The organism is Pseudomonas sp. JZ114, assembly GCF_051027705.1.
In the GTDB taxonomy this organism is placed as follows: Bacteria; Pseudomonadota; Gammaproteobacteria; order Pseudomonadales; family Pseudomonadaceae; genus Chryseomonas; species Chryseomonas luteola.
The window spans coordinates 392,319-418,656 of record NZ_CP069257.1 but is presented as its reverse complement, the minus strand read 5'-3'; the positions used below and the strand labels follow the sequence as shown (position 1 = coordinate 418,656).

The 26,338-nt window shown below is 54.7% G+C and carries 22 protein-coding genes and 2 pseudogenes; 11 read left to right on the top strand and 13 right to left on the bottom strand.

Annotated elements, in window-relative coordinates:
* The first annotated feature begins 50 nt into the window (after window positions 1-50).
* Window positions 51-944, top strand: a complete 894-nt coding sequence (locus JQR90_RS21380) for a LysR substrate-binding domain-containing protein (RefSeq protein ID WP_073450447.1) — start codon at window positions 51-53, stop codon at window positions 942-944.
* 302 nt (window positions 945-1,246) lie between these two features.
* On the opposite strand, the gene JQR90_RS21375 is transcribed toward JQR90_RS21380, so the two are convergent.
* Window positions 1,247-2,845: an amidase gene (locus tag JQR90_RS21375; RefSeq protein ID WP_434141136.1), complete on the bottom strand. Its 1,599-nt coding sequence runs from the start codon at window positions 2,843-2,845 to the stop codon at window positions 1,247-1,249.
* Window positions 2,846-3,256: 411 nt separating this feature from the next.
* Here JQR90_RS21375 and JQR90_RS21370 point away from each other — a divergent pair.
* Window positions 3,257-4,041: pseudogene (locus JQR90_RS21370) on the top strand (IS5 family transposase).
* 480 nt (window positions 4,042-4,521) lie between these two features.
* Here JQR90_RS21370 and JQR90_RS21365 read toward each other — a convergent pair.
* Genes JQR90_RS21365 through JQR90_RS21340 form a run of 6 tightly spaced genes read right to left on the bottom strand, consistent with a single transcriptional unit; the run spans window position 4,522 to window position 9,749 of the window.
* The gene (locus JQR90_RS21365; RefSeq protein ID WP_073450445.1) at window positions 4,522-5,247 is read right to left on the bottom strand and encodes an amino acid ABC transporter ATP-binding protein; all 726 of its coding nucleotides are present in this window, start codon (window positions 5,245-5,247) and stop codon (window positions 4,522-4,524) included.
* A 47-nt stretch (window positions 5,248-5,294) separates the two neighbouring features.
* Entirely contained in the window at window positions 5,295-6,035 is a 741-nt protein-coding gene (locus JQR90_RS21360; RefSeq protein WP_112298060.1) for an amino acid ABC transporter ATP-binding protein, read from the bottom strand.
* The gene (gene argH / locus JQR90_RS21355; protein ID WP_073450444.1) at window positions 6,032-7,534 is read right to left on the bottom strand and encodes an argininosuccinate lyase; all 1,503 of its coding nucleotides are present in this window, start codon (window positions 7,532-7,534) and stop codon (window positions 6,032-6,034) included. The genes JQR90_RS21360 and argH overlap by 4 nt, the downstream gene beginning before the upstream one ends.
* Before the next feature lie 12 nt (window positions 7,535-7,546).
* A complete protein-coding gene (locus JQR90_RS21350; RefSeq protein WP_073450443.1) occupies window positions 7,547-8,224 on the bottom strand; it encodes an amino acid ABC transporter permease in 678 nt (225 codons plus the stop codon).
* A gap of 7 nt (window positions 8,225-8,231) precedes the next feature.
* Window positions 8,232-8,894, bottom strand: coding sequence for an amino acid ABC transporter permease (locus JQR90_RS21345; protein WP_073450442.1), 663 nt, complete (start codon window positions 8,892-8,894; stop codon window positions 8,232-8,234).
* A 12-nt stretch (window positions 8,895-8,906) separates the two neighbouring features.
* Window positions 8,907-9,749, bottom strand: a complete 843-nt coding sequence (locus JQR90_RS21340) for a transporter substrate-binding domain-containing protein (RefSeq protein ID WP_073450441.1) — start codon at window positions 9,747-9,749, stop codon at window positions 8,907-8,909.
* Between the two features lie 224 nt (window positions 9,750-9,973).
* On the opposite strand from JQR90_RS21340, the gene JQR90_RS21335 reads away from it, so the two are divergent.
* Window positions 9,974-10,891 (top strand): LysR substrate-binding domain-containing protein, encoded by a 918-nt coding sequence (locus JQR90_RS21335; protein WP_112298085.1) that lies wholly within the window; start codon window positions 9,974-9,976, stop codon window positions 10,889-10,891.
* Between the two features lie 472 nt (window positions 10,892-11,363).
* Here JQR90_RS21335 and JQR90_RS21330 read toward each other — a convergent pair.
* Window positions 11,364-12,512 (bottom strand): annotated as a pseudogene (locus JQR90_RS21330) (IS3 family transposase).
* A 471-nt stretch (window positions 12,513-12,983) separates the two neighbouring features.
* Here JQR90_RS21330 and JQR90_RS21325 point away from each other — a divergent pair.
* The 8 genes from JQR90_RS21325 to JQR90_RS21290 all read left to right on the top strand — a co-directional run bounded on the left by JQR90_RS21325 (window position 12,984) and on the right by JQR90_RS21290 (window position 22,029).
* On the top strand, window positions 12,984-13,757 hold the full coding sequence (locus JQR90_RS21325) for a FadR/GntR family transcriptional regulator (protein ID WP_185755823.1): 774 nt from the start codon (window positions 12,984-12,986) through the stop codon (window positions 13,755-13,757).
* 76 nt (window positions 13,758-13,833) lie between these two features.
* Window positions 13,834-15,132 (top strand): Zn-dependent hydrolase, encoded by a 1,299-nt coding sequence (locus tag JQR90_RS21320; protein ID WP_245960720.1) that lies wholly within the window; start codon window positions 13,834-13,836, stop codon window positions 15,130-15,132.
* A gap of 151 nt (window positions 15,133-15,283) precedes the next feature.
* Window positions 15,284-16,948, top strand: a complete 1,665-nt coding sequence (locus JQR90_RS21315; RefSeq protein ID WP_434141090.1) for an ABC transporter substrate-binding protein — start codon at window positions 15,284-15,286, stop codon at window positions 16,946-16,948.
* A gap of 6 nt (window positions 16,949-16,954) precedes the next feature.
* Window positions 16,955-17,908 carry an ABC transporter permease gene (locus JQR90_RS21310; RefSeq protein WP_073450435.1) on the top strand — a complete coding sequence of 318 codons (954 nt, stop codon included), beginning with the start codon at window positions 16,955-16,957 and terminating at the stop codon, window positions 17,906-17,908.
* Window positions 17,909-17,918: 10 nt separating this feature from the next.
* Window positions 17,919-18,809 carry an ABC transporter permease gene (locus JQR90_RS21305; protein WP_208859649.1) on the top strand — a complete coding sequence of 297 codons (891 nt, stop codon included), beginning with the start codon at window positions 17,919-17,921 and terminating at the stop codon, window positions 18,807-18,809.
* A 2-nt stretch (window positions 18,810-18,811) separates the two neighbouring features.
* On the top strand, window positions 18,812-19,861 hold the full coding sequence (locus JQR90_RS21300) for an ABC transporter ATP-binding protein (RefSeq protein ID WP_289926124.1): 1,050 nt from the start codon (window positions 18,812-18,814) through the stop codon (window positions 19,859-19,861).
* On the top strand, window positions 19,858-20,847 hold the full coding sequence (locus JQR90_RS21295) for an ABC transporter ATP-binding protein (RefSeq protein WP_434141086.1): 990 nt from the start codon (window positions 19,858-19,860) through the stop codon (window positions 20,845-20,847). Before JQR90_RS21300 ends, JQR90_RS21295 begins: the two co-directional genes overlap by 4 nt.
* A gap of 12 nt (window positions 20,848-20,859) precedes the next feature.
* Entirely contained in the window at window positions 20,860-22,029 is a 1,170-nt protein-coding gene (locus tag JQR90_RS21290; RefSeq protein ID WP_434141084.1) for an amidase, read from the top strand.
* Between the two features lie 138 nt (window positions 22,030-22,167).
* On the opposite strand, the gene JQR90_RS21285 is transcribed toward JQR90_RS21290, so the two are convergent.
* The 5 genes from JQR90_RS21285 to JQR90_RS21265 form a co-directional block, all read right to left on the bottom strand.
* Entirely contained in the window at window positions 22,168-22,947 is a 780-nt protein-coding gene (locus JQR90_RS21285; RefSeq protein WP_122044263.1) for an ABC transporter substrate-binding protein, read from the bottom strand.
* A 169-nt stretch (window positions 22,948-23,116) separates the two neighbouring features.
* Window positions 23,117-23,470, bottom strand: coding sequence for a RidA family protein (locus JQR90_RS21280; protein WP_122044262.1), 354 nt, complete (start codon window positions 23,468-23,470; stop codon window positions 23,117-23,119).
* A gap of 10 nt (window positions 23,471-23,480) precedes the next feature.
* On the bottom strand, window positions 23,481-24,872 hold the full coding sequence (locus JQR90_RS21275) for an NAD(P)/FAD-dependent oxidoreductase (protein WP_434141081.1): 1,392 nt from the start codon (window positions 24,870-24,872) through the stop codon (window positions 23,481-23,483).
* Complete coding sequence (locus tag JQR90_RS21270; protein WP_434141079.1) at window positions 24,862-25,182, bottom strand: (2Fe-2S)-binding protein; 321 nt, start codon at window positions 25,180-25,182, stop codon at window positions 24,862-24,864. Before JQR90_RS21270 ends, JQR90_RS21275 begins: the two co-directional genes overlap by 11 nt.
* Window positions 25,172-26,296, bottom strand: coding sequence for an NAD(P)/FAD-dependent oxidoreductase (locus JQR90_RS21265; RefSeq protein ID WP_434141077.1), 1,125 nt, complete (start codon window positions 26,294-26,296; stop codon window positions 25,172-25,174). The genes JQR90_RS21270 and JQR90_RS21265 overlap by 11 nt, the downstream gene beginning before the upstream one ends.
* Window positions 26,297-26,338 lie beyond the last annotated feature (42 nt).

The following is a 26,338-nucleotide window of genomic DNA, read 5'->3' as shown; positions in this document are numbered from 1 at the left end:
CAAATACGGATGTGTGGGTTAGGTATTCATATTTGATATGAAGGCTCGCCATGAATCTAAGGCAGATCGAAGCATTCCGTAGCGTTATGCGCCTGGGCTCCATGACCGCTGCAGCCGAAGCGCTGTACACGTCACAACCCAACGTCAGCCGATTGATTGCGCAGCTTGAGCTGAGTACGGGGCTCAAATTATTTGAACGCGCAGGTGTACGGCTGATCCCAACGAAGGAAGGCAGCGCTTTCTTTCAAGAGGTAGAGCGCGCTTACGTCGGGCTGGATAGCCTGCGTCAATCCGCAAAGAACATTCGCAATCTTGGTACAGGCCGTTTACGTATCGCTGCAGTACCTTCGACTGGACTTACACTGATACCTCAGGTCATCAAACACTTCGTCGAAACACACCCGGAGTTGACCGTATCGCTGCATATGAATGCCTCACCCACAGTCGTGCAATGGGTGCAATCACAGTTCTGCGACCTCGGAGTAGTGGTCCAACCAAGCGATGCCGGTCCCTTGGAGACACTCCTCATTACTCAGCTGCGAGCCGTTTGTGTATTGCCGCCTGGGCATCGCCTAGCCGTGCAGGAACTCATAACGGCACAGGATCTGCACGGAGAGAATTTTGTGTCGCTGTGTCATGGCGACGGTACACGCGAGCAGATGGATAAGGTCTTCGAAAATGCCGGCGTCGAACGAAAGCTGGTCGTAGAAGGCCAATACAGCGCCATCAATTGCGAGATGGTTGCCTCCGGGATGGGAGCAGCACTGGTAAGCCCGAACGTTGCACAAGACTTTCTGCACAAGGGCATCACCATCCACCGCTTTGAGCCTGAACTGTTATTCCCGGTTTATGTTGTAACTCCTGCGGCATCAGGCCAGACGCCACTAGCAAGACAGTTCATCCAGGCGCTGCGCGAGCATTATGAGACAGAATTCCCACGGTAATATAGGTCATTCAGAGCAGCGTTGAAGCCATGATCGCTTTGACCTGGATACGGATCGGCTTGAGAAAATCATCCTTAGACCGGCCCTAACTCAGCGGATAAATAGGAGCGAGCTACCATCGATATTGATATCAATGGTAGCGGTTATAGCCGGGCCGGTCAGAACTCAGTTCCTGACCCGGCAGGCTCATATTCACAAGGTAACTTTTCACAACACTACCGTTAGCTGTTCTAGCACCTTATTGAGGATGGCACCGTTCTTTACAATGATTTTGGCCCAGAAAAACCTGGCTTTGCTGGATATTATCTTTGAGCTACGGGTTTGATTATCAATTTTGGGACTTTTCGTAGTTTCGTAGCCTGCTCATAGCTATAGGCCAAGCCTAGCAGGTTTGCTTCGTCCCACTGACGACCTATAAATATAAGGCTGAAAGGCGAGCCCGAAGGATAATACCCCGCAGGCACCGTTACGCCAGGAAAGCCCCCAATATTAATCTCCGATACGGTTGTTTCAGCAATAACATCCGAACTAAACAGAAGAGGCGTTTCTTTGCGCATCTGGGGTAATACAACAGCATCCAGCTTTTGCCTATCCATGACCCCGTTTAACGTCTCGATGTATTTGGTCTTCGCCTCTAAGAATGCTTCTAGCCTAGGCGGCTTTGAAGGGTTTGCCAAAGAATCCTCAAAGCCTGGTTGAGAGCGTTCGTACGCTAGCGGGCCACCTTCAGCGAAGGAATCCTGCTTAATCAACTTGGTAAGCTCTTCCAGCGTATGCGCTGGAGCTTGTGGGCCAAGACGCTGTAGGTAGTTTTGTAGATCAAAGGCAACAGAATCCTCACCCCGTGGATCATACCCACCAAGCCCTGGAATAGGAGAGGGTTGTGCAATCGAAGCAAATCCTGACCCGGCAAACGGGTCGGTGACTACTATCGCGCCTTCCGCCTCAAGTTGAGCAATCGCTTGTTTGTAGAGTGCCTGGGTATCAGGGGAGAGTGGCGCATCACGCCAGCCAGGTCCATAAAGCCCAATCCGTTTACCTTTCAGCGCTGTACGAATGAGCTGACTGGTATACCCGTTAACAGGTATATGTCCAATCGAGGCTACGGTTTTGGGATCAGCCGCAGTGTAACCGGCCAGAGCATCAAGCGTGATGGCAGCATCATAAACGGTTTTGGCATGTGGCCCCACAACATCACGGGTACTCGTTGCAAGCGGTACTACTCCAACATTAGGAACGAGACCAAAAGTAGGTTTTATACTGACCAACGCTTGTGCTGCGGCCGGATTCTGAATAGAACCGCCTGTTTCTTCAGCGAGTCCCAACACCGCAAGGCTACCTGAAACTGCTGTAGCTGTTCCTGCGCTGCTTCCACCTGTCGCACGTGTTTGATCTGCTGCGTTGTAAGTAGGACCTGCCCAGCTGTCATTAGCATTAGTACCGCTTAGGCTTAAGACAGGCACATTGGTCTTACCGAGAATAACTGCACCAGCAGCACGCAATCTCTCGACGACCGGAGCGTCAACGGCCGGAATCAGGTCGATCCCGCCAGCACGGCGACTCAGCGGCGCCCAGCCAGCGGTGGTAGGAAGCCCTGCAAAGTCCATTGTGTCCTTTACCACTACGGGAATCCCAGCCAAAGGCCCGAGCTTTTCACCTGCGGCGCGGCGTTTATCAATCGCCTCGGCATCGCTCAAAGCATTTGGATTCATAGTAATAATAGCGTTGTAGCCAGGATTATATTTTTCAATACGGGCCAGGAACGCTTCGGTTAACTGCCGGGAGGTATATTGTTTTCGCTCAAGAGCTATTTGGGCTTCTTGCGCTGTCAGCTCTACGATCTTGATGTCTTTAGCTAATGCCTGTTGAGTCAGTAGCTGGCAACTGGCCAAGACTGACATCACTAGCAATGTGGGAGTTATTGGTTTTGCCTGCATAAAAAACCTTTAGCCTGTGCAGATGCAACATTGCATCCGGAGACTATCAGCAAGAGATATGCCGCATATATTGGTAAATAGGTTGCCTCCTTAGGCACCAGGACAGAGCAGTGTTGGATAGCCCGTTAGTAAAGGGCTTTATTTTAGTGCGATAGGATCAGCTATGCAGGATTAGAAAGTCTTAGCTAAATAAGTGGGTTAATCTATCAACTTAATTTAGTCATCTAGCTGCCAGAGTCGAACCACTAATATCGCTTATGGATCTAGGCTTTGCACGAAAGTCTAAATAGGTAACATGACCGTCTAGAGCCACTGGAGGGCCGTGTGGCAAGGCGCTACAGGTTACCGGATGTAGCCTGAAACGTGATTGCCAATCTGTTCTCTTGCGCACAAAAGATGGCCCGGCCGTGCCGTGACAGCAGGCTGATGCTTAACGGCACCCTCTGGATTTTGTGCTCTGGTGCCGCCTGGCGTGATATGCCAGAGCGATTCGGACCTTGGTCAACGGTGTACCAACAGTTTCGAGGGCCCAAGGTGTTCAGACACTCAACAGATGCTTGAACGCCTGCACCTCGGGTTCAATCAACAGGTTCTAATCGACTTGGACACCTGGATGATTAACTCTACCACCATTCCGCGCAGCCCGAGCCGCTAGCGGTGCCGGGAAAAAGCGAAACTGAAGAGCCAGCCAATCATTCCTCGGACCGCAGCTGAGATGGACGAACCATCAAGAACCATATGCTCTATGACCTCAACGGCATCCCGTTGAGCTTTTGTATTAACGTCGGGACAGACTGGTGATATCTCTCATGCCTGCTCCTTGCAGGACAAAGCGCGCATACCTGGCGGGCTGGTCGGCTTCGCAAGCGTAGCCGCTGCTTAGCGGTGGACAAGAGATGCCGAACACCTGCATCAGTACTGCAACTGCTACCGGTTCAGGCCTGTCATTGCGCGACGTGACATAAACCGCAAACCGAAGCCAGGGCCGCTCAGGCTGCTCAATTGTCCCAAGTAAATCAGAGTAATCCGATCGAGCGGACGTTCGGCTGGCTAAAGGAAGGCGTAAACTGGCGGCCCTCAATGACAAGCTGGCCAAGAGCTTCAAGGCTCTGGTCACGCTGTCGTGTGCCTTACGCTACACGCGTCACTGCTTTTCGTAGAAAACCTAGCCAGGCAAGGGCTGGACCGGAAGGGGGCTATGGCTGAGACAAGTCCGAGATCCTCCTTGTGGGTCTCAAGCAGCGTAGCGAATACTCAAGGGACCTGCTCCAGCCCGAGCAATCAGCCAGTGCCGATAAACTCATAAGAATTATGGACAGGATCAAACAAAAATTTGGCCAAGGCATGCTCCGCCCTGCGCGCGTATTATGGCTGAACCCGGCTAGGCGATGCGGCCTGAGCTGATGAGCCAGAGCTACACCACACAGCTCGATCAGTTCTAGGCCGTACGTTGCTGAGAAATAGGTAACTTAAATGACTAGCAGCAACCCTTGGATGCTCAGTAGTCGAAATGCTTTCTGCGTTTGCGCCTACTGAGTGAGCTGTAAATCATTTCACTAAGGAATACCCGTAGCCTGAGCTATACGTACAATTTAATTAGCTAGAAAAGCCTTTTATCTCGCGACCGAATTAACAAACGCTCAATGTATAACTTGGCTCAAAAATAAACGCGTGCGGTCGTTCCTCGGATTTTCAAAGAATTTAACAGGTTCTGCTTCCTCAATGATTTCCCCTTTGTCCATGAAAATCACGCGACTTGCGACGGTGCGGGCAAAACCCATTTCGTGGGTCACACAAAGCATGGTCATTCCTTCTTCCGCCAGGCCGACCATAGTATCCAGAACCTCTTTCACCATTTCCGGGTCTAGGGCTGACGTCGGCTCGTCAAAAAGCATGATTCTCGGCTTCATGCATAGGGCCCGGGCAATGGCCGCGCGCTGTTGCTGACCGCCAGACAGCTGACCTGGGTGTTTGTGCGCCTGCTCTGGAATGCGTACACGCTCCAGGTAGTGCATAGCAATCTCCTGCGCCCTCTTTTTCGGCATCTTACGCACCCACATCGGTGCGAGTGTGCAGTTTTCCAGAATAGTCAGGTGCGGGAACAGGTTGAAGTGCTGAAAAACCATGCCAATCTCGCGACGGATAGATTCGAGCTGCGTGAGGTCTGAAGTCATTTCAGTACCATCAACTATGATGCGACCTTGCTGGTGCTCCTCCAGACGGTTGAGGCAGCGAATAGTCGTCGATTTGCCCGAGCCTGAGGGGCCACACAGGACGATACGCTCACCCTCACACACGTCCAAGTTAATGTCTTTCAACACATGAAACTGGCCGTACCACTTATGTACGCCTTCCATCCTGATCATAGTTTGGCGTCCTCGTGCTTAACCGCAGCTGCATTCATCACTGATGTCTAATGAAGAATGCTTTGTAGAAACTGCCGTGTTCTAGAATGCTCAGGGGCGGAAAAGATTTGTGCGGGCGGCCCCATCTCAACAATCTTTCCATCATCAAAAAACACCACCCTGTCCGCGACTTCGCGTGCAAACCCCATTTCGTGGGTAACGACGATCATGGTCATGCCTTCAGCAGCAAGTCCTTTCATTACGTTTAGTACCTCGCCGACTGTTTCTGGATCAAGCGCCGAAGTGGGCTCATCGAACAGCAAAAGACGCGGTTTCATTGCCAGTGCTCGAACGATCGCCACCCGCTGCTGCTGACCGCCCGACAGCTCACAGGGGTAGCCGTCTGCCTTGTGGCGCAGCCCGACCCGATCTAGCAGCGCCAGCGCATTGGCCTGCGCCTCAAGCTTGCTCATACGCTTAAGCTTGACCGGCGCCAGGGTCATGTTGTCCATAACAGTCATATGCGGAAACAACGTGTAATCCTGAAAGACCATGCCGACGTCTTCTCGGAGCCGTCCAAGGGCTTTACGGTCTCTTGCATTGATTGATTCCCCTCCGCCCACTACAACCGTGCCTGCCGAAGGCTCTTCAAGGCTGTTAAGGCAACGAATAAACGTCGATTTACCTGAACCGCTGGGACCGATGATTACCACGACTTCTCCCTGACGTACATCCAGGTCCACGCCTTTTACCACCTCATGCTCGTCGAACCGCTTGTGCAGCCCACGCACCGTCAGCATCATGCTCATAATTCAGCCTGCGCACGGGTAGCAACCTGTAGTTTCTCCTGAGCGGCCTGCAAACGGTCACGTCGAGCCTTATTGGTCATACGCTCGACTTCCAGACGCTGGCTGGCCCGTAGCAGACTAGGGCGTAATGAAGACAGGGCTGGGCCACCTGCTGAATTACGCGACTGTACGTTAGCTGTCGGGTCTAGGCAGTCACGTACCTTATTTGCATCTAGATTGAGAGCGTGCCCCACCTGCTCCATAGCGCAGACATCAATCATTGCGGTATCAATCTTGTAAGCTGGCAGCCCCGTGTCCATGGCCATGCGCACTGCGGCACCAACAATATGGTGCGCTTCTCGGAAAGATATATCCGCCTCACGCACAATCAGATCGGCCAACCCGGTGGCTGTAGAGAAGTCCTCGCTTGCACGACGAACTGCAAGGTCGGTATTAGGAGTCGCCGTACGCAAGACCAGCTCCAGCAATTTCAGACAACGCAGGCTTTCTTCAGCAGCTTCCCAGAAACCCCGAGTTCCCTCACGATTAGCGTCGCCTGTGTGAGAGAAATTGCTACCTTTAAGGGTTACAGACGAAGCCATGAGCAACCCGATAATGTACCCGGTGCGGCCCTTAAGGTATTCAAGTACCGTAGGGTTTTTCTTCTGCGGCATAATACTTGATGTCGCCGCCACGCTGTCTGGGAAGTCGATAAGGTTAAACTCATGGGTGCTCCAGACAAAATAGTCTTGAGCCACCCGGCTCCAGAACACCGATAACAAACTGAGGTGCGACAGGCTTTCCAAAATGAAGTCTCGCGAGCCTACTGCATCCAGAGCATTGTCTAGATAATCATCGAAACCAAGCAGCTCCGCAGTGCGTGCTCGATCAATATCGAACGGCGTGCCCGCAAATGCTGCGGCGCCTAGTGGGCTTCGGTTCATGGACTCTAGTGTCTGAGTTAGGCGTTTGGAATCTCGCTCCAGCGCCTGCTCTACGGCCGACAGGTAGTAGCCGTAGGTAATGGGCTGTGCCGGTTGCAGATGAGTATAACCAGGCATTACCACCTCAGCGTACCTTTCAGCGTTGTTCAGCGCGGTCTGCCGGGTCTGTATCAGCGCATCGATCAAGTTCATCAACACTTCACGGCAACGCAGGCGATCAAGTGTAGCGAGAATATCGTTGCGGCTGCGGCCAGTATGAAGGCGTCCGCCAATATCAGCGCCGATCTGCTCAATCAGATGCGCCTCGTAGTTAAAATAGGCGTCTTCACGGGCCGGATCGAGTGTTACCGCACCTGGCCCGGAGGCTTCCATGTCCAATACACCCTTGGCCAATGCGGTTGCATGTTCTTTGCGGATCAGGCCCTGCTCGGCCAGCATCACGATGTGCGCCTTGTTGACATTACCCAGGTTGGCAAAGCCATCGGCGAACCCCTCTAGCCGCGGCCGATAGATATATTCATTAACCTCTGGTGCTGTGGTCTCTTTCAGGCGACGGCTGACTTTTGACTCTTGCATGATGTTGAACTCCTAACGAGTAGCGCGAGACGCCGGGCGGCCCAGGCGACGTTCCAGATAACGGCTGAGCCAGCTCAGCAGCGAGCAGATACAGAAGTAAATCAGCAGTACCACCCCATAAACGCTGAATGCCGGGCTGACACCGGTCATTACCGTCGAGCGTTCGACGATAATCTGGCCCACCTTGAGAAACTCACCAACGCCTACTAGTGCGCCCAGCGAAGTGGCCTGCACTAACATGGTCAAAAGCCCTGTGTACGCAGGAAGAATCGCGCGCATCGACTGCGGGATAATTACATAGAGGTAGATCTGCCAGGAGCGCAGGCCTAGGGTCCAGGCACTTTTCCACTGATGCCGGGACACCGACTCAAGCCCGCTGCGCACGATCTCAATGCCGTTGGCGCTACCCCATAACGTTAGGCCCGTAACCACTGCCGCAAATGGGCTGAGATCCATACCGAGCATGGGTGCGCCGAAGAAAATGAAAAATACATTGACAATCAGCGGAATCGAACGAAATAGCTCGACATAGCTATGAATGGCCCACCATAACAGGCGGTTCTTCAGAGTCGCCAAGACGCCGAACACGGCTGAGATAACAGTAGTAAACAGCAGGATTACCAGCGCCAGACGTACAGTCATCCACAAGCCCTTGAGCACAAAGCTCCAGTTCTCAACTATAAAATTCATCGCAATCTCACTGCCTGAACGGGCGTTGCAAGTAGGCGGCCAGACGCCCAGTGCATAGTGCCAGGATCGCAACCAACGTCAGGTACATTACGCAGATCGCGCTAAACATCTCGATGGCCCGGAAGTCCGTGGCAATCCTGTCTACTGCAACAAAGGTAAGCTCTGCCAGACCAATTGCCTGTAGATATGACGAGTTTTTAAGCAGTGAAATCGCCGTGTTGAGCACTGCCGGAAGGCTTGTACGAAAAGCAATTGGCAGAGCCACCAAGCAGAAGTAATAACTTGGTTTAAGACTTAGAGCCATGCTCGCCTCGCGCATTCCATGCTCAACCGTAGCCAGCCCTCCGCGCATATTTTCTACCTGATAAGCACCTGCCCATAGCGATAGGCAGAACACGCCTGACCAGAACAGTGATAGCTCAAAACCAATCGCGGGTAGGCCATAAAAAATGAAGAACAGCTGCACCAAAATCGGGGTGTTACGGATCAGCTCCACATACAACGTTACGACTTGAGTCACTATTGGCACCCGCATTACTCGTGCGCCGCCGCCAAGGATGCCAATCAACAGCGAGAAGGCTATGGCAAGCAGCGAAACCCGCAGTGTCATTAGCACGCCCTCAAGCAGTGCAGGCCATTGCGCCAGCAGGTAATTAAAATCGAAGTCCATGGCAGCTTCCGATCAGAGGCTTTCAGCAGGTTTGGCTTGTTCAAATACGCTTAAGTAGTAGCTCTGAATATTTTCCGGAACGTATTGGCGTACCCACTCACCAAACAGTTTTTCATCGTGCATCTTGGCTACAGCCGCGCTCAGGTATTCACGCAGCTGCTCATCGTTCTTCCGTACACCAATGGCGGCGTCGGATATTTGAAACGGTTCGTTGATCAGCCGTGCGTTATTGTCATTGGCAGCGACTACGACCAGCGTTGCGGCGTCGTGGGTGTAGGCGTCGGCCCGACCTTGGCGGAAGGTTTGTAATGCATCAGCAGCGCTATTCATGCGAAGGGTTTTAACTCCGGGCATGTGGTCCTCAAACCACTTGGCCTGAACTGAGCCTTTAAGGGTCGCGAGAGTCTTGCCGTTGAGGTCCCTAATCGACTTAATCGGGCTGTCCTTCCTGACGACCACGTCGCTGGCACCCCAACGGTAAGGCGTGGTGAAGTCAATGACACGCTGGCGTTCTGGGGTGACGCCTAACGTCGCAATAAGTAAATCGACCTTGCGCCCTAGCAGTTGCGGCACTCGGTTCTCAGCGGTGACGCAGGTAAATGTTACCTTGTCCTTAGAGCCTAATGCCCAAAAGGCAATCTGCTTTGACATTTCGACCTCAACGCCAGCAAAGTCGCCACTGCCGTTCTGAAAGCCATAAGGCGGCTGATCACACCGGACGCCAGCGCGCAATTGCCCCGCCTCTTTAATTTCATCAGGAACCTGCGGCAGCTCTGCTGCATGAGCGGCCAGACCCGCTATTGAAAGATAAGAAAACGAGAGAGCACGAGCGAAACGCTTGAGAGATAACGACATGATGCCTCCTGATGAAAGATCAACGCTGACTGGCCAAGGCGCAGCGGGGCGCGACGAGTTTGAAAGCAGGCTTACAAAGAGGGGCAAGAGCTGTTGTTGTTTTATGTGTCGTGAGTCGCATCCAAACGGCGTAAAGCAGCGACTTGACGATAGTTATAAAGGTTCTAACCTATATCATCCAATCACAATTCAACAGTCACGCATACCAAATTGATATAGGGCTTATGAATTTCAAACAAATTGAAGCGTTCCGAGCAGTTATGTTGAGCGGCTCGATGACCTCAGCGGCCGAATCGCTACATACCTCGCAACCCAATATCAGCCGACTAATAGCGCAGCTGGAGCGAGGTAGTGGATTCCGATTATTTGAACGTGTCGGTAGTAGACTAATGCCGACCGACGAAGGGGCTGCGCTGTTTGCTGACGTGCAGCGTGCTTTTATTGGTCTGCAGAGCCTTGAGAAGTCGGTTCAAGCTATTCGGCAGAGCGGTACGGGCCGGTTGCGTATCGCGGCGGTACCTTCCTTGTCGTCGTCGGTACTGCCTAAGGTCGTTAAACGCTTCGTGCAGGAAAATCCTGGTGTGGCAATCTCACTTCATACAAACGACTCACCGATGGTCAATCAATGGGCCGCATCTCAGTTCTGTGATGTCGGACTTGTGTCTTATATCAGCGAAGATATGCCGGGGTTGAAGATCCAGACGGTGTGCGACGTGCCAGGGGTATGCATATTTCCTAAAGGCCATCGGCTAAGTAGCTTGGACACGGTTACACCTAAAGATTTGGAGGGTGAAGAGTTCATCTCACTATCGCAAAATGATGGGTCACGCGCCAAAGTCGATCGCGCGTTCCCCGCTGATGGAGGACGCAGAAAGCTGAAGCTTGAAACACCTCATGCAGCCACAATTTGTTCGTTGGTAGCGCTTGAGTTGGGGGTAAGCATAGTAAGTCCGATCGTCGCGATGGAGTATCTGCATACTGGAATAGAAACCCGGCCATTTTATCCAGAGGTGAGATTCACAACTTACTTAGTTCTACCTGCTGAAAGACCACACGGTTTGCTCACCTTACGGTTCGTAGAGCTTGTCCGTGAAATGTTGTCTGAAACAGCCCAAACGGTGCAAACAGGGCAGCTTATCTGAGCTGGCAAGACCTATCAGTACATTATCATCGTCGGCACTGATAGAATCACACTTCTTTTGGAAATCTTAGTGGTGGATCTGGCCAAAAAGCGCAACATGCTCCGTACTCTTTTAGCGCGGGTCACGAAGCGGTCCTAATGCGGCCTGTTCTGCTGCTCGATGTACTGGCGTATGAGTGCGGTGTCGCTCACGATCGCGATATTAACGCGGCCAGAAACATTCTCGCACTCGGACATGAGCGTCCATCTTGGGGAATCCCCGTCCTTTAGATGTCAATCAAGCGAGTCTACAAGTCGACGGGTATTCCAGTCAGAGACTTTACACCAGCAGCATGTCTGGCCAGCACCAGTACACCTTTTCGGTTCTTGCCGAATCAGTGGCCAGCTACACGCGGAAAAACTCAGAGTGCAACAGTCGCCCTGCCAACTTCTTAAAGTTGTCATCCGGACAAACACGTACGGTCCGCTGGGCTCTACCCCATTTCCACGGACGGTTTGAAAAGGGCTGAAAACTTCAGATCTTGCCAAGCGTCTCTAATACCCATTTGTAGATTATTGAACCGCTCGATGTAATCGAATAGATCCGCCCGTGCTTCATCGCGCGTTCGATACACTTGATGGACTACACACTCGCGTTTGAGCTGGTCGAAGAAGCCTTCGCAGGCAGCATTATCACTACAGTGGCCAACGGCGCCCATGCTGCAAACCAGTGTATTTCGAGTCAGAAATGCTGGTACTCTGTACTGGTGAATTGGTCGCCAAGATCCGAGTGCCGAATTACTGACCAGTTGCCCTGACGCTGCCAGGTCGACATCTCAACCGCTCGGATCACCCTCTTCCGATCTTGGCGGTGATGCATCGACCAGCCGATCACCAGCCTACTGTACAGGTCGAGTACAACGCACAGGAACAGTTTGCCCTCCAGGGTGGCGATCTCCGTGATGTCCGTAACCTACTTGCGCTCCGGCTCCAGGGCGGTGAAGTCGCGCTCTAGCAGGTTTTTCACACCTGTCGGGCGGTCAGAAGCAACTCGGCCAAAGCCGCGGTTTTTTCGGCGTGGACAGCCTTGACTTCGCTCTGCGGCCATCAGGCGAGCAACGCGTTTCAGGCTGACGCTTTCACCTTCATCGAGCAGATCCTCATGCATACGAGGTGCGCCGATCAGGCCGCGGCTGTCCTAGTAAATATCACGAATGCACCTTACCAGGCGCGCATTCTCCTGGGCGCCTAGACTTGGCTCACGATCCTGCCAGTCGTGATAGCCACTGGCGGAAACCTGCAAACAACGGCACATCAGTTGTACCTGATACTCGGTGCGGCAGCGCTGGATCACCGTGTACCGCTGGATAACTTCCTGGCAAAGTACGCTGCCGTGCCTCTTAAAAATCACCTTCCTTAGTCACTCGGCCAATTCGCGCTTAAGGCGGGCAAGCTTCTTATCTCGCAGGCTTCCGGTTCCAGGAAAGGCCTTCTCTACGCCCGGATGAGCCTCTCGAACCCAGCGACTGAGCAGGTTTGGCGCAGCGCCGATTTCCTGCCCTATCTGTCGGCAACTGGCACCGGAGCGACGTACCAATTCATTCGCTTCTTGCTTATTCAAGGCTGTATTTCTTTCGTTTCATGAACACTCCTTTGGCTCGATGGGAGCTTACTTGAAAGTGTCCGTGGAAACCGGGTAGAACCCTATAGCTCTGGAACAAGCTAGAAATTTTGAAGATTAGGAAAGGTCCGTCAGACATCCGCTATCAAGCTCTAGTAACCATAACTTGAGTCACTTGATCCAAGGCGATCACTAGGATCGCTGTGACTAGGCTTATCAAGCGCGGCGACCTGTACCTGGATCGTGAGAGTAAAAGGTCTGTATTGAGGGCAAAAATAGACTCAAGGCCGGCGGCACTTCATGGATATCGTAGAGACACACCAGGTTGCGTTAAGGATTGAGACCTTGGGGTGAGTGCTTGCAGGCCTACAGAAGCCAAACACGTTCTGTAAACGACATTAAGGGTGTAGGTACGACACTGGAGCTTGCGGATGGATTGACACCTGCCAAAGCACCTCCTAGGTTCTATTTATACGTATAAATGTGATAAATCATGAAGCCGCCAGTTCGGAGAAGACAAAAGTTATCTGATCTTATTGTCGAGGAAGTGAAGCGCTCTATTGTTATGGAGCAGCTCAAGCCTGGTGGTCGTTTACCTCAGGAAAAAGAGTTGATGGAGCGCTTTGGATGTTCCAAGGGAACGGTCAGAGAGGCCTTAAAGGCCTTAGAAGTAGAAGGACTGGTCATCATGCGAACTGGCCCTAGCGGTGGCGCCTACCTCTGTGAAGTGGATATGGAGCCGGCCAGTCGGGCGCTTCGTAATTACCTGCACTTCAATCACGTCGCTGGCGCGCAGGTTTACCAGTTACGCAAGATCATAGAAGTCGAGATTGCCGTGGCGGTTATAGGTCGGCTAAACGAAGAGGACTTCCAAGAGCTGGAGCGAAACATTGAGTTTTGTAGCCTGCCGCTTACGAGCGAGGCTCAACAGCGTGCTCAACGAATTGCAGAGATTGAGTTCCATAACCTTCTGGCTGAACGGTGTGCCAACCCCCTACTCGGCTTTATGTCACGCTTTATGAACGACATGCTTCGTGATCTGGTGGTCTTAAAAAAAGCCTATCTACCGAGTCGTGATGCATTTGGGGAATCAAACGTAAATTATCACCAGGCGCTCCTCCAGGCCTGGCGCGTCAAGGACGAAGCGGCTGTTCGCCAGCTGATGCATGAGCATATGTGCGATGCCGAGCAACATATGACAGCACTCGAAGGCGAGATGGCACGCCACGTTCTTCTGGACTTTGCAAGGGTAAGTCAGATTGTCTAAAGCGCCACAGAGCGCAACGATGTGTTGATCCTTTTTCGACTGCCGGAACATGAATACTCAACTAGAGAGGACGCTCATGTCTCTTGCATCACGTGCGCACAAACCCTTGATTCCTCAAATCGATGGCGAACGGCTGTGGCAGTCGCTCATGGAACTTGCTCAGATAGGCGCCACGCCTAAAGGTGGAGTCTGCCGATTGGCATTGACTGACCTTGATCGCCAGGCCCGCGATCTGTTCATTCAATGGTGCGAAGGAGCCGGGTGCGTCGTCACGTGCGATGCCATAGGCAATCTTTTCGCACGACGGCCAGGCCGCAATCCAGCTCTTGCTCCTGTCATGACGGGTAGCCATATCGATACCCAACCCACAGGAGGCAAGTTTGATGGCTGTTTTGGTGTCATGGCGGGCCTGGAGGTCATTCGTACGCTTAACGACCATGGTATTGAAACCGAGGCACCACTTGAAGTCGTCGTCTGGACCAACGAGGAAGGATCACGGTTTCCCCCTTGCATGATGGGTTCAGGGGTGTTTGCTGGGAAGTTTTCCGTAGAAGAGACCTATTCCAGGTGTGACACCAGTGGCATCAGCGTCAAGCAAGCACTGGAAGCCATTGGCTATGCTGGCCCGCGTTCCGCTGTGGGTCATCCAGTGGGTGCCTATTTTGAAGCACATATCGAACAGGGTCCGATCCTGGAAGACCAGGGTAAGACCATTGGCGTGGTAACAGGGTGCCTGGGACAGAAGTGGTTTGACCTCACCCTCACGGGTGTGGAGTCCCACGCGGGTCCTACGCCGATGCACCTGCGTAAAGATGCACTTGTTGGAGCTGCCGCTGTCGTGGAAGCGGTAAACCGTGCAGCACACCTGCATCTCCCCCATGCATGCGGTACCGTAGGATGCTTGGAGGTATACCCCGCGTCGCGTAACGTGATTCCAGGACAGGTTCAGATGACAATTGATTTTCGCCATCTAGACAGCACTCACCTTGACGCTATGGTGGCTGAAACGACCGAGGCGATAGAGAATGCTTGTCAGCGCCATGGGCTGAGCTACACCCTGACGCCAACAGCGGACTTCCCTCCCTTGCACTTTGAGACCGGCTGTGTAAACGCGGTTCGCAGAGGCGCGCAGCACTATGGATACAGCTATCAGGATATCGTCAGTGGCGCGGGCCACGATGCCATATTCGTAGCGGAGCTGGGTCCGGCTGCCATGATCTTTGTGCCGTGTGAAAACGGAATTAGTCATAACGAGATTGAGAACGCCCAGCCAGAACACCTGGCTGCTGGTTGCAACGTGCTGCTGAGCGCAATGCTGGAAATGGCTGGTTGCAGCCAACCTGTGTTTGAGGCCTCCGTCTTCCCATACCAGTAGCGCGAAGCTGGAAAGTCGAACGTCTTTCCCTCTCGTGCACTGCATCCTATAAGCCGGGCTAACCCGGCAATGTGACAGGCCTTTATCCATGGCCTACCTACCCGCTATGCGGGATGACCTGCCCCAACCTTAGCAGCAAGGGTTCGATCTTATGCGTTTAGCCTTATCAGGTTTTAAGGGTCGCTTGAAAACCTCATTTGCCCTCACCGCGACAATCGCTCTCTTCAGTGGCGCAGTGGCTGCGGACACTACCCTTCGCATTGGCATGACGGCGGGCGATATTCCCCTTACGTTCGGTCAGCCCGATCAGGGCTACGAGGGCAACCGTTTCACAGGAATTCCTATCTATGATGCGCTGATCGAATGGGATCTTTCGCAGAGCGAAAAGCCAGCTGCGCTGATGCCGGGCCTCGCCACCAAGTGGGCGGTCAGCCCAGAGGATCATACCAAGTGGACATTCACGTTGCGTGAGGGCGTGAAGTTTCATGACGGTACATCAGTAAACGCTGATGCCATCGTCTGGAACGTCCAGAAGGTATTGGACAAAAATGCTAGACAGTACGCCCCGGCGCAGGTAGGCAATACGGTGTCACGCATGCCTACTCTAAGATCGGCCGAGAAGATAGATGATCATACGGTAGTGCTGACTACATCCGAGCCAGATGCGTTTTTGCCCTATAACCTGACTAATTTATTTATTGTCTCCCCAACAGCCTGGCAAAAGGACTTTGATGCCGTACCGGCTTCTGTGACAGACGCAGCTGAGCGTAGCAAGCAGGCTTGGTCGAATTTCGCGTCCCACGCGGTTGGCAGCGGCCCGTTCAAGATAGAAAGGCTTGTCCCGCGTCAGCAGCTTACGCTTGCCAGAAATCCTGACTACTGGAACCCCAGCCGCGTCCCAAAGATCGACCACGTGGTGCTCCTCCCACTGCCAGAGGCCAATGCACGGACCGCCGCCCTGCTCTCTGGGCAGGTGGACTGGATAGAAGCCCCTGCACCCGATGCCATTGATCAGATCAAGAGTCGTGGATTCAAGCTTTACGCCAACGCACAGCCTCACCTCTGGCCATGGCAGTTCTCCTTTGTCGAGGGCTCGCCCTGGTTGAACAAGGATGTACGTCATGCGGCAAATCTCTGCCTTAACCGTGCCGAACTCAAGGAGTATCTGGGTGGCTACATGGAAGAGGCAACCGGCACTTATGAACAAGGCTCACCGTGGCGAGGAAATCCTGACTTCAAGATCAGTTATGACCCTGATCAGGCTCGGGCGCTGATGACTAGGGCCGGCTACAGTGAGGCCAAACCGGTCAAGGTCAAGGTGCAAACCTCGGCGTCTGGTTCGGGCCAGATGCAGCCCCTACCGATGAACGAGTATATCCAGCAGAGCCTTAAACAGTGCTATTTCGACGTCGAGCTGGACGTGACTGAATGGAATACGCTCTTTACCAACTGGCGTCTCGGTGCAAAGGATCCTGCGGCTAACGGGGCGAACGCTATTAATGTGAGCGCTGCGGTAATGGATCCCTACTTCGGCATGGTGCGCTTTACCAGCTCCAAAGCATTTCCTCCGGTATCTAATAACTGGGGCTACTTCAGCGACCCAGAAATGGACGCGCTGATTACCAAGGCGCGTAACGCCTTCGACCCCAAGGATATGGACGCCACCGCAGCGCAGTTACACGCAGCCCTGGTAGATGCAGCGCCCTTCCTCTGGGTGGCGCACGATGTGGGTCCGCGAGCGATGTCGTCCAGGATCAAGGGTGTAGTTCAGCCTCAAAGCTGGTTCATCGATTTTGCCACCATGTCTATGGAGTAACGCCGTATGGGTGCCTATATCCTCCGCCGGCTGTTACTGGCCATTCCCATCATGCTGGGCGTCGCACTGGTCTGCTTCATGCTGGTCCAAATCGCTCCAGGTGATCCATTGGTCTCGGTTCTGCCACCAGATGCCTCCCAGGAGCTTCGTGCACAGATGATTGCCGCATACGGCTTTGATCAGCCGCTCCCGGTGCAATTTACGAAATGGCTATGGCATGCCGTGCAAGGTGATCTGGGCACCTCGATAGCAACCAGCCGGCCAGTGTTCTCCGAGGTGATGACAGCCGCAATACATTCGCTGCGGCTGGCTTTTCTGGCCACACTGATTGGCTTCTTCTTTGGATGCCTGTTTGGTTTTGTTGCGGGCTACTTCCAGGATACATGGCTCGACAAGCTCGCCTCGGTTTTCTCGGTCGTCGGGGTCAGCGTACCGCACTACTGGCTCGGCATGCTGCTGGTGATTGTCTTTTCCACACAGCTGTATCTGCTACCGGCTACGGGGGGTGGCCCATTGGGCTCTAGCGGCTGGGCGTGGGACTGGGCACATATCCAGTTCATGATCTTGCCAGCTATAACCCTCTCGGTGATACCAACCGGCATCATTGCCCGAACCGTTCGGGCCCTTGTGGCCGAAACGTTGGCCCAGGAGTTCATTGTTGGCCTTCGCGCCAAAGGCATGAGCGAATCTGGCATCTTTCGGCACGTGGTCAAGAACGCCGCGCCCACCGCCCTGGCTGTCATGGGATTACAGCTCGGCTACCTCATGGGCGGCTCGATCCTGGTAGAAACTGTTTTCGCCTGGCCAGGTACTGGCCTGCTATTGAACTCAGCCATCTTCCAGCGCGATCTACCGCTGTTGCAAGGCACCATCTGGGTGCTGGCGCTGTTTTTTGTCGTGCTCAATCTGCTGGTGGACATCCTGCAGACACTACTCGACCCCCGTATCAAAAGGGCCTGATGCAATGAACATGAGCCTGACTAAAGTCCCCTCTCCTGCCCAAATGGTTCCTGTAGAAACATCACCGGGATATTGGACATCTGTTGGCCATCGCCTGGCCCGTGACAAGGTTGCCTGGCTCGTGGGAGGCATTATTCTCGCACTGGTACTGCTTGCTCTGTTAGGCCAGTACCTGACGCCGGGTGATCCTTACACCACCTCGATGTTCAAACGACTGAGACCCATCGGCACCGAAGGCTTTCCATTGGGAAGCGACGAGCTGGGGCGAGACATGCTCTCGCGGCTGATGCTAGGGGCACGCCTGTCGCTATTCATGGGCATTACACCCGTGATCCTGGCATTTGTTATTGGCAGCGCGGTTGGCATCGTAGCTGGTTATGCGGGTGGAATGATCAATGCCCTGATCATGCGAACAGTAGACATATTCTATGCCTTTCCGTCTGTGCTTTTAGCCATCGCGCTGTCAGGTGCCATGGGGGCAGGCATCGATAACGCTCTGCTATCCCTCACACTGGTTTTCGTACCCCAGATTGCCCGCGTCGCCGAAAGTGTTACCACCCAGGTGCGCAGCCGCGATTACATCGAAGCCGCACGGGCGTCGGGCGCGAGCGCTTTTACAATCATTCGCACCCAGGTGCTGGGTAACGTGCTAGGACCTATCTTCGTGTTTGCCACGGGCCTGATTTCGGTCTGCATGATCCTGGCCTCGGGCCTGTCGTTTCTTGGTCTGGGGGTTCGCCCACCAGAGCCCGAGTGGGGGCTCATGCTCAACACCTTGCGAACCGCCATCTACACGCAACCGTGGGTAGCGGCTCTGCCAGGGCTCATGATCTTCATTACGTCCATTTCCTTCAATATCCTGGCCGACCGCCTGCGGGCCGCCATGGCCATTAGGAGCTGACCATGAATGCACTCGTGACACATGATCTAGGCGGACCTGCACAACCGCTGCTAAAGGTTAGCTCGTTAATCAAGCACTTCCCGGTCAAGGGGCCGCTCGGCAAGAAGACCGTAGTTCGCGCGGTCGATAACGTCTCCTTTACCGTTCAGAAAGGCGAAACACTAGGCGTCGTAGGTGAGTCTGGGTGTGGCAAGTCCACGACAGCTCGCGTGTTGATGCAGCTGATTACTCAGGATCGAGGTGAACTGATTTTCGACGCGGCTGAAGTCAACTCACATCAGTTGTCACTGCGGGATTTTCGCCGTCAGGTACAAATGGTTTTCCAGGACAGCTACTCCTCCCTGAACCCTCGACTAACCATTGAACAATCAATAGCCTTTGGCCCCAGGGTGCATGGCCTGTCCCCTGCTGTGGCGCTGGCACGCGCAAGGGAGTTGCTGGCAAAAGTCGGCCTCGAACCTGTCCGTTTTGCTGGGCGTTACCCGCACGAGCTTTCTGGAGGGCAACGCCAACGGGTCAATATTGCCCGAGCCCTGGCGCTGGAGCCAAGGCTGGTGATTCTCGACGAAGCCGTATCGGCACTCGATAAATCAGTTGAGGCGCAGGTATTGAATCTGCTGCTGGACCTTAAGCAAAGCCTGGACCTGACCTATGTATTTATCAGCCATGATCTGCACGTCGTGCGTTATGTATCAGATCGCATATTAGTAATGTATCTGGGCGAAGTGGTGGAAATCGGGCCAGCAGAAACCTTGTTTACCCGCGCGGCTCACCCTTACACCCGCGCCCTGCTCAGCTCCATGCCTTCGATGGACCCAGCGCATCGCACGCTGGCATCGCCGCTGACAGGGGACCCGCCAAGTCCGATTGATCCCCCGTCTGGCTGCCGATTCCACACCCGTTGCCCCCATGCCGAAGCGGCGTGCCGGAGCAATAAGCCGTTGCTTTTTCCTATCGGTGAGCATCATGAAGCCGCTTGCCTCATGAACATTCCAGGTGGCGGCCACTCCTGCAGTCCACGTGATGACCAGTCCATGAGGCATACCCAATGAACGCTCACGTACCACAACCGATAGTATCTGTCAGGGACCTCTACGTCCGTTTTCATAACGCCAGCAAAACCATTTCTGCGGTAAATGGTGTCAGCCTGACCGTCGCCAGAGGCGAAGCGCTGGCCTTGATTGGCGAGTCTGGCTCCGGCAAGAGTGTCACATTGCGCTCGCTGATGCGCCTTCATCCTAAAAAGACTACGGTCATTAAGGGGCATATCGAGATCGACGGTGCAGATGTCACGACCATGTCCTCCCACAGTCTAAATGCATTCAGGGGGCCCGTTACGTCGATGATCTTTCAGGAGCCGCTGCTGGCTTTCGACCCCGTTTATACGGTAGGTGAACAGATTATCGAAAGCATTCGACGGCATCGCAGGCTATCGCGCAAGGATGCTCGTGACGTTGCGCTAGAGGCCTTGCGTAGCGTCCGCATTCCTAGCCCGGAGCAGCGTCTAGAGGCCTACCCTCATGAGATGTCAGGGGGTATGCGCCAGCGCGCAATGATTGCACTCGCCCTTGTATGCAAACCACGCCTTCTCCTGGCGGATGAGCCCACTACGGCTCTGGATGCCACCGTGCAGATTCAGATCCTTATCCTGCTGCGAGAGCTGCAACGTGAAATGGGGTTATCCATTATTTTTGTCACTCATGACATTGGCGCTGCCGTTGAGATCGCTGACCGCATTGCAGTGATGTATGGAGGCCGTATCGTTGAAGAGGCTCCCCTTGCAACATTGCTGGCTAACCCCTGCCATCCCTACACCTTCGCACTACTCGGCAGCCGTCCGGAGGGCGGCTTGAGCAAGGGCAGCCGGTTAGAAACCATTCCCGGATCGCCCCCAGACCTGAGCCGCCTGCCTGAAGGCTGCGCCTTCGCCGCGCGATGCAAATATGCCAGCGAGGCCTGTGAAAAAAGTGTTCCTGGGCGGGTTGCAGTTTCTCCAGAGCATTACGTCAGCTGCCATCGATTTCCTGAGTCCGCCTAAGGAGCTTTCATTATGTCATCTTCCTCTCCCAACGCCCTGATGCCCTACCCCTGGGTGGACGTTGCCTATGCCAAAAGTGGCTCGCTTGCCGGTCTGACGTTTGCGGTAAAGGATCTCTTTGATGTCGCAGGCTATCCTACAGGCGGCGGTAATCCCCTTGTCCTGGCCACGTCTGGAATCAAGACTCGCACCGCACCAACGGTGCAACGGTTGCTGGATGCGGGTGCCCGATTTATCGGCAAGGCCCAGACCAATGAAATGGCCTTTTCCATGAGTGGCAAGAACGCTCATTTCGGCACCCCTGTAAATGGCGCTGCACCCGATCGCATTCCTGGAGGCTCTTCTAGTGGTTCGGCATCAGCGGTTTCGAACGGTTTATGCGATTTTGCCCTAGGTACCGATACGGGAGGCTCAGTACGTACGCCGGCCAGCTATTGCGGGCTGTTTGGTATTCGCCCCACCCATGGGCGCATTTCGCTGGAACTATGCCAGCCACTGTGTGAAAGCCTGGATACCTGCGGTTTCTTCGCTCGTGATGCCAAGGTGTTCGAGGCAGTAGGCAGATGTTTGCTGGGTGAAGACCAGTATCCCTTTGAAGTCCCGCAACTGGTGGTTGCACGGGAGCTATTCGATCTGCTTCCCGTTGCAGCTCGTGAAGCGCTAGCGCCAGCGCTGGAGCAGATCAGTTCAGTCTATGGCGCACCGATACCTCTTGAACAGCCGTTTCCTTCTCTTGAGGATGCCTATTGGCCGTTTCGCTATATTCAAGGCCGCGAAGCCTGGGAAGCTCAGGGTGGGTTTATTGAGCGCCATAAACCCGTCTTTGGGCCGGACGTTGCCGAGCGTTTTCAATGGTCACGCGGGGTCACTGATAGCCAGGTAAGTGAAGCCAGAATGTTCCGAGAGCATTTTCGCCAGGCGGTAAGCACGGTGCTTGGTAATCGAGTACTGGTGCTGCCTACGGTTCCGGACATTGCTCCTCTGCTAACGGCCCATGAGCAGGAAATAGAGGCCACACGCCAACTGTCTCATCGACTGCTGTCAATCGCCGTGTTGTGTGGCACACCTCAAGTTACCCTGCCATTGGCAACAAAGGATGGCGCTCCATTGGGTATCTCGCTCATGGCAAAGGCTGGTACGGATCTTAGCCTGGTGAAAATGGCTGCCGGCCTAGCGCTTTAAAGATCCTGGCGGCCACAGAGCTGTTGTTTAAATAAGACCTAGGGTAGGAAATTCGGGTATAGGATGCCTGGTCCTTTGTTACCGGACTGCTCAAGGAGCAGTCCGGTACGACCACATACTTGCCGTATTGAACAGGCGTCAATCGCCGTAAATATTGAAATCAAAGTATTTCTTCTGGATAGCATCGTAACGGCCATCTGCCCTTAATGCGGCAATGGCATTGTTAAGCATGTCCAGATGCCGGTCATCACCCTTGCGTACGGCAATTGCTACACCTGTGCCGAAGTATTGCTCTTGTGTAAACGTTGGTCCAACAAAGGCAAAGCCTTTGCCCTGCTCAGTCTTGAGAAAGCCCTCATCAAGCGTGACCGAGCTTGCCATCGTGGCATCCAGGCGGCCGGATACGAGATCCAGAAAGGCTTCGCTCTGTGAGGCATAACGTACTATGGTTGCGCCGGCCGGCTCAAAGTTGGCGGTCACATAGCGGTCAAAATTAGTGGCTCGCTGCACACCAATACGCTTTCCCTTGAGGCTTTCCGGGCCGCTGTAGGAGGCATCACTTTTCATGACTAGCCGCGCCGGGATGCGATAGTACCGGTTAGTAAAGTCTACCGAGCGCTTGCGCTCATCGGTAACGGACAGTGAAGATAGGATCACATCGATCTTGCGAACCTTGAGTGCTGGAATCAGGCCGTCGAATTCCTGTTCGACCCATTGGCACTTAACTTTCATTTCGGCGCAGAGGGCGTTGCCAATATCGTAATCAAACCCGACGATGCTGCCATCAGGTGCCTTAGTGGCAAACGGAGGATAGGCGGCTTCAATACCCAGGCGCAGTGTTTCTTCCGCCTGGGTCGACGGAGCGAAACCGGATTGAGCGAGTAAAGCGACAGCGGCAAAAACAACGGACTTTCTCATGAAGAACTCCTTGTCAGCCCTTGGAACCAGAGTGAATGGTCCCAGGAGCCTGGCGTGTTTTTCGGGCTTGCGTGTCGGCAGCGTTTACAAGAGGTACAGGGTGTTACTCGGTCCGCTTCGATCGAGCGGTTGAATCGGGTGGACCTGGATAACCAGGCGGCCCGGCTTTTTACAACGCAGCGGTTACAATGACTTCCACCAGGATTTCCGGATCATCGAACGTGACCTGGCATGTGGCCCGGGCAGGCGATTGGACCGGGTCCACCCACTCGCACCAGACGGTATTCATGGCATCGACATCGCGCTTCATGTTGCCCATCCAGATCTGCACGGATAACAGACGCTCCTTGCTGCTCCCGACCTCTCCCAGGAGCGCGTCAATACGTGCCAGGATCTGCCGGGTTTGACCGGCGGCGTCCTGCGAGCAGTCCGGGGCCACGATACCGGCAAGATAAGCAACGCCGTTGTGCGTGACGACACGGGACAGGCGTGGATTGCTATGAAGACGGGATATGGGGTTCATTACGATTCCTTTAGCGTTCGGTGGCCAGCTCGGCCAGGGTGATGGGTTTGATGGGGGGGCGAATACGGTAGTAGCCCACCTCGACCGGCGAGACGCCTCGAGCCTGGGCAATGGTTTCGCTCACGGTAAGGCCGCAGAGCCGGCCCTGGCAGGGGCCCATGCCGCAACGGCCAAAACTCTTGGCCTGATTGGGGCCCTGGCAGCCCAGCGCGACATAACGGCGTAGGTCTCCTGCGCGAACTTCCTCGCAGCGGCAGACGATGACGTCATCTTCTGGCGGTACGCGTAGCGAATCGAGTGGGCGATATAAAGTGTCCAGAAACGGGCGGATCGAGAGTTGATGTTTAAGCTCTTGGCGCAGCTGCCCTATCCGCGAACCTGCCGATTTGAGGGAGAAACGCTCCAGACGGACAGCTACCCCCAGGGCGGCCAGTCGACCTTGCAGCTCGGCCGCCGTGGCTCCAACGATCCCACCGCCATCCCCGGCGATATGAATACCCGGTACGCTCAGTTCGCCCCACCGATCAGTCACGGGTGTCCAGCACAGTTGAGTCTTATCCCAGTGATGCTCTGCGCGCAGCGCCTGAGTAAACTGTGTGTTCGGTACAACGCCCTGGTGCAACAGGACCAGACGGGCCGGAACGCGGTGATGCTGTTCATTTACGCTAAAGGTCAGCGCCTCGGCAACGGTTTCGCCCACCACAGCCAGGTTTCTTGCCCCGCGAAAATGAGGCACGCCTGCTTGCCTGATTGCCCGAAGTAAACCGGCCCCCTTTGCCAGCTGCTTGCGACCCGATGGTGACAGGAGCACTCGAAGCAGTTGCCGGCCGGCACGCAATTCATCCTGGCGGGTAGTCGTATCCACCAGCGCTGCTATCGACTGACCTGCCTGCAAGTACTGCCAGGCCAGCAGGTACAGCAGCGGTCCGCAGCCCGCAAGCACGACAGGGTGCCGGGGAACCAGCGCCGCGCCCTTGATCAGGATTTGGCCTGCGCCTGCCGTCATTACTCCCGGTAATGTCCAGCCGGGAATCGGCATCGGACGCTCATAAGCTCCGCTACACAGGATGATCCGGTCAGCGCTGAACACGCGCGCCATTCCGTCTTTTAAAAAATGTACGGTACGCTCGGGGGTAATCTGCCAGACCGAGGCGCCTGCCAGATAGGCAACAGGTGCCTGAGTAAAGGCGCGGGCAAGTGCGGCGCCAGCTGCATAGTCTGGCCCAAGCAGGGTGTGGCGGTCTGGCGTAGCCTGGGTGATGTTGCGATAGATCTGCCCGCCGATCTGCTCCTGCTCATCCAGCAACGCAACGGAAAGTCCTGCGCGTGACGCTTCAAGAGCCGCCCCCATTCCGGCCGGCCCTGCGCCTACGATGACGACATCAAACAGCTCAGGTTTCATGGCCTGCTCCTTCAAGCGAGCGCACCCCTTGCTGGCTGCGTACCTGCATGCCCTCACGTACGCTGAGCAGGCAGGCCTGGCGGCTGGCCTGTCCATCCACCTCGACCAGGCATTCAAAGCACACGCCCATCATGCAGTAAGGCGCCCGGGGTGCTCCGGTGACCGGTGTGGATCGGGTCTGCCGTATGCCGACAGCCAATAAAGCGGCCGCCAAGTTGATGCCTGCCGGGACATCCAGCGCCTCGCCGTTAAACCAGATCCTGACCGATGCCCCCTGTTCGAGTGACTGGAAAAGCGATTCAGTGGACATAGGCGGCCTCCAGATCGACAGCGGCAAAACGATCATGGCTAAACTCGGAGAGTTCGGGCGGTGCAGTCGAACCCGCAATCCAGGGGGCAATGACCCGCGCATGCACGGCTGCCAGCGTTACACCGCTGTGGCAGGTCACTGCAAATGCACCAGGACAGACGGGGGAATGCTGATAGATGGGATACCCGTCTGGGCTCAATACCCGTAGAGCCCCCCAGGCGCGCACCACATTGACGCTGGCCAGGCGAGGAAAGCAGCTCACCGCGCGGCGGGCCAGCTCGCCCATGACGCTGGTACTGCTGAGGTCATTGAAGCCTACCGACTCCAGCGAATCGCCCAGTTGTACGGTGCCCTCGTCAGTCTGGCGTACATAGGTGGTGGGCGCTGTGAGAAAGCGCTCTAGTCGCTCAGTGACCAGGATTTGCCCGCGGTTTGGACGTACGGGTATGTTCAAACCCACTTTGCTACCCAGGATCCGATTACCCAGGCCCGCCGCAAGCACCAGCTTTTCGGATTTCCAACGCTCCTCACTGGTACGTAGCTCAAAGCCGGTAGAGCTGTGCATGATGTCGGTTACGTGTCGCCCGGCAGACAGGATGACACCACGCCGTTGTGCGCCGGCATGGAACGCGTACAGCAGCTTGAGAGGATTAACATGGCCATCCATGGGTGAATAACAGGCACCCACCACCTCCGGTCCTATGCCTGGCAAGCGCTTGCGCAGTTCTGCTCGGCCAAGCTCCTCAAAGGGGTAGTTGCCTAGCGCGTCACTCAGCCAGTGCAGGCGCCGCGTCTCTTCGACCATTTCATCATCGCTCAGACAGAGCTGATAACCACCGGGCTGTTGTAGTTGCACATCAACGCCTGTTTCGGCAAAGAGGTCTTTGGCAAGCATTGGCCAGAGTGCAGCAGAGTTACGGGTCCATTGAGCATAGGACGGCTTGCCGACTCCTTTGCCCTGTACCCAGACCAGACCAAAATTGCCTCGCGCTGCGCGGAAGGCTTCATCCCCTTCATCAATCACACGGACGGTCATGTCCCGGCAGGCAAGCCCATAGGCTATGGCCATGCCGACCAGGCCGCCTCCCACTACAATCACGTCTGTCTTTTGCATGAAATTAAACCATCCATAGCCAGAAGGTATGAGCCTCAAGGC

Excerpts from the sequence above, each read along its gene's own strand:
- JQR90_RS21380 (WP_073450447.1), top strand. The coding sequence starts at position 51 with ATGAATCTAAGGCAGATCGAAGCATTCCGTAGCGTTATGCGCCTGGGC.
- JQR90_RS21375 (WP_434141136.1), bottom strand. The coding sequence starts at position 2,845 with ATGTCAGTCTTGGCCAGTTGCCAGCTACTGACTCAACAGGCATTAGCT.
- JQR90_RS21365 (WP_073450445.1), bottom strand. The coding sequence starts at position 5,247 with ATGATCAGGATGGAAGGCGTACATAAGTGGTACGGCCAGTTTCATGTG.
- JQR90_RS21360 (WP_112298060.1), bottom strand. The coding sequence starts at position 6,035 with ATGAGCATGATGCTGACGGTGCGTGGGCTGCACAAGCGGTTCGACGAG.
- argH (WP_073450444.1), bottom strand. The coding sequence starts at position 7,534 with ATGCAAGAGTCAAAAGTCAGCCGTCGCCTGAAAGAGACCACAGCACCA.
- JQR90_RS21350 (WP_073450443.1), bottom strand. The coding sequence starts at position 8,224 with ATGAATTTTATAGTTGAGAACTGGAGCTTTGTGCTCAAGGGCTTGTGG.
- JQR90_RS21345 (WP_073450442.1), bottom strand. The coding sequence starts at position 8,894 with ATGGACTTCGATTTTAATTACCTGCTGGCGCAATGGCCTGCACTGCTT.
- JQR90_RS21340 (WP_073450441.1), bottom strand. The coding sequence starts at position 9,749 with ATGTCGTTATCTCTCAAGCGTTTCGCTCGTGCTCTCTCGTTTTCTTAT.
- JQR90_RS21335 (WP_112298085.1), top strand. The coding sequence starts at position 9,974 with ATGAATTTCAAACAAATTGAAGCGTTCCGAGCAGTTATGTTGAGCGGC.
- JQR90_RS21325 (WP_185755823.1), top strand. The coding sequence starts at position 12,984 with ATGAAGCCGCCAGTTCGGAGAAGACAAAAGTTATCTGATCTTATTGTC.
- JQR90_RS21320 (WP_245960720.1), top strand. The coding sequence starts at position 13,834 with ATGTCTCTTGCATCACGTGCGCACAAACCCTTGATTCCTCAAATCGAT.
- JQR90_RS21315 (WP_434141090.1), top strand. The coding sequence starts at position 15,284 with ATGCGTTTAGCCTTATCAGGTTTTAAGGGTCGCTTGAAAACCTCATTT.
- JQR90_RS21310 (WP_073450435.1), top strand. The coding sequence starts at position 16,955 with ATGGGTGCCTATATCCTCCGCCGGCTGTTACTGGCCATTCCCATCATG.
- JQR90_RS21305 (WP_208859649.1), top strand. The coding sequence starts at position 17,919 with ATGAGCCTGACTAAAGTCCCCTCTCCTGCCCAAATGGTTCCTGTAGAA.
- JQR90_RS21300 (WP_289926124.1), top strand. The coding sequence starts at position 18,812 with ATGAATGCACTCGTGACACATGATCTAGGCGGACCTGCACAACCGCTG.
- JQR90_RS21295 (WP_434141086.1), top strand. The coding sequence starts at position 19,858 with ATGAACGCTCACGTACCACAACCGATAGTATCTGTCAGGGACCTCTAC.
- JQR90_RS21290 (WP_434141084.1), top strand. The coding sequence starts at position 20,860 with ATGTCATCTTCCTCTCCCAACGCCCTGATGCCCTACCCCTGGGTGGAC.
- JQR90_RS21285 (WP_122044263.1), bottom strand. The coding sequence starts at position 22,947 with ATGAGAAAGTCCGTTGTTTTTGCCGCTGTCGCTTTACTCGCTCAATCC.
- JQR90_RS21280 (WP_122044262.1), bottom strand. The coding sequence starts at position 23,470 with ATGAACCCCATATCCCGTCTTCATAGCAATCCACGCCTGTCCCGTGTC.
- JQR90_RS21275 (WP_434141081.1), bottom strand. The coding sequence starts at position 24,872 with ATGAAACCTGAGCTGTTTGATGTCGTCATCGTAGGCGCAGGGCCGGCC.
- JQR90_RS21270 (WP_434141079.1), bottom strand. The coding sequence starts at position 25,182 with ATGTCCACTGAATCGCTTTTCCAGTCACTCGAACAGGGGGCATCGGTC.
- JQR90_RS21265 (WP_434141077.1), bottom strand. The coding sequence starts at position 26,296 with ATGCAAAAGACAGACGTGATTGTAGTGGGAGGCGGCCTGGTCGGCATG.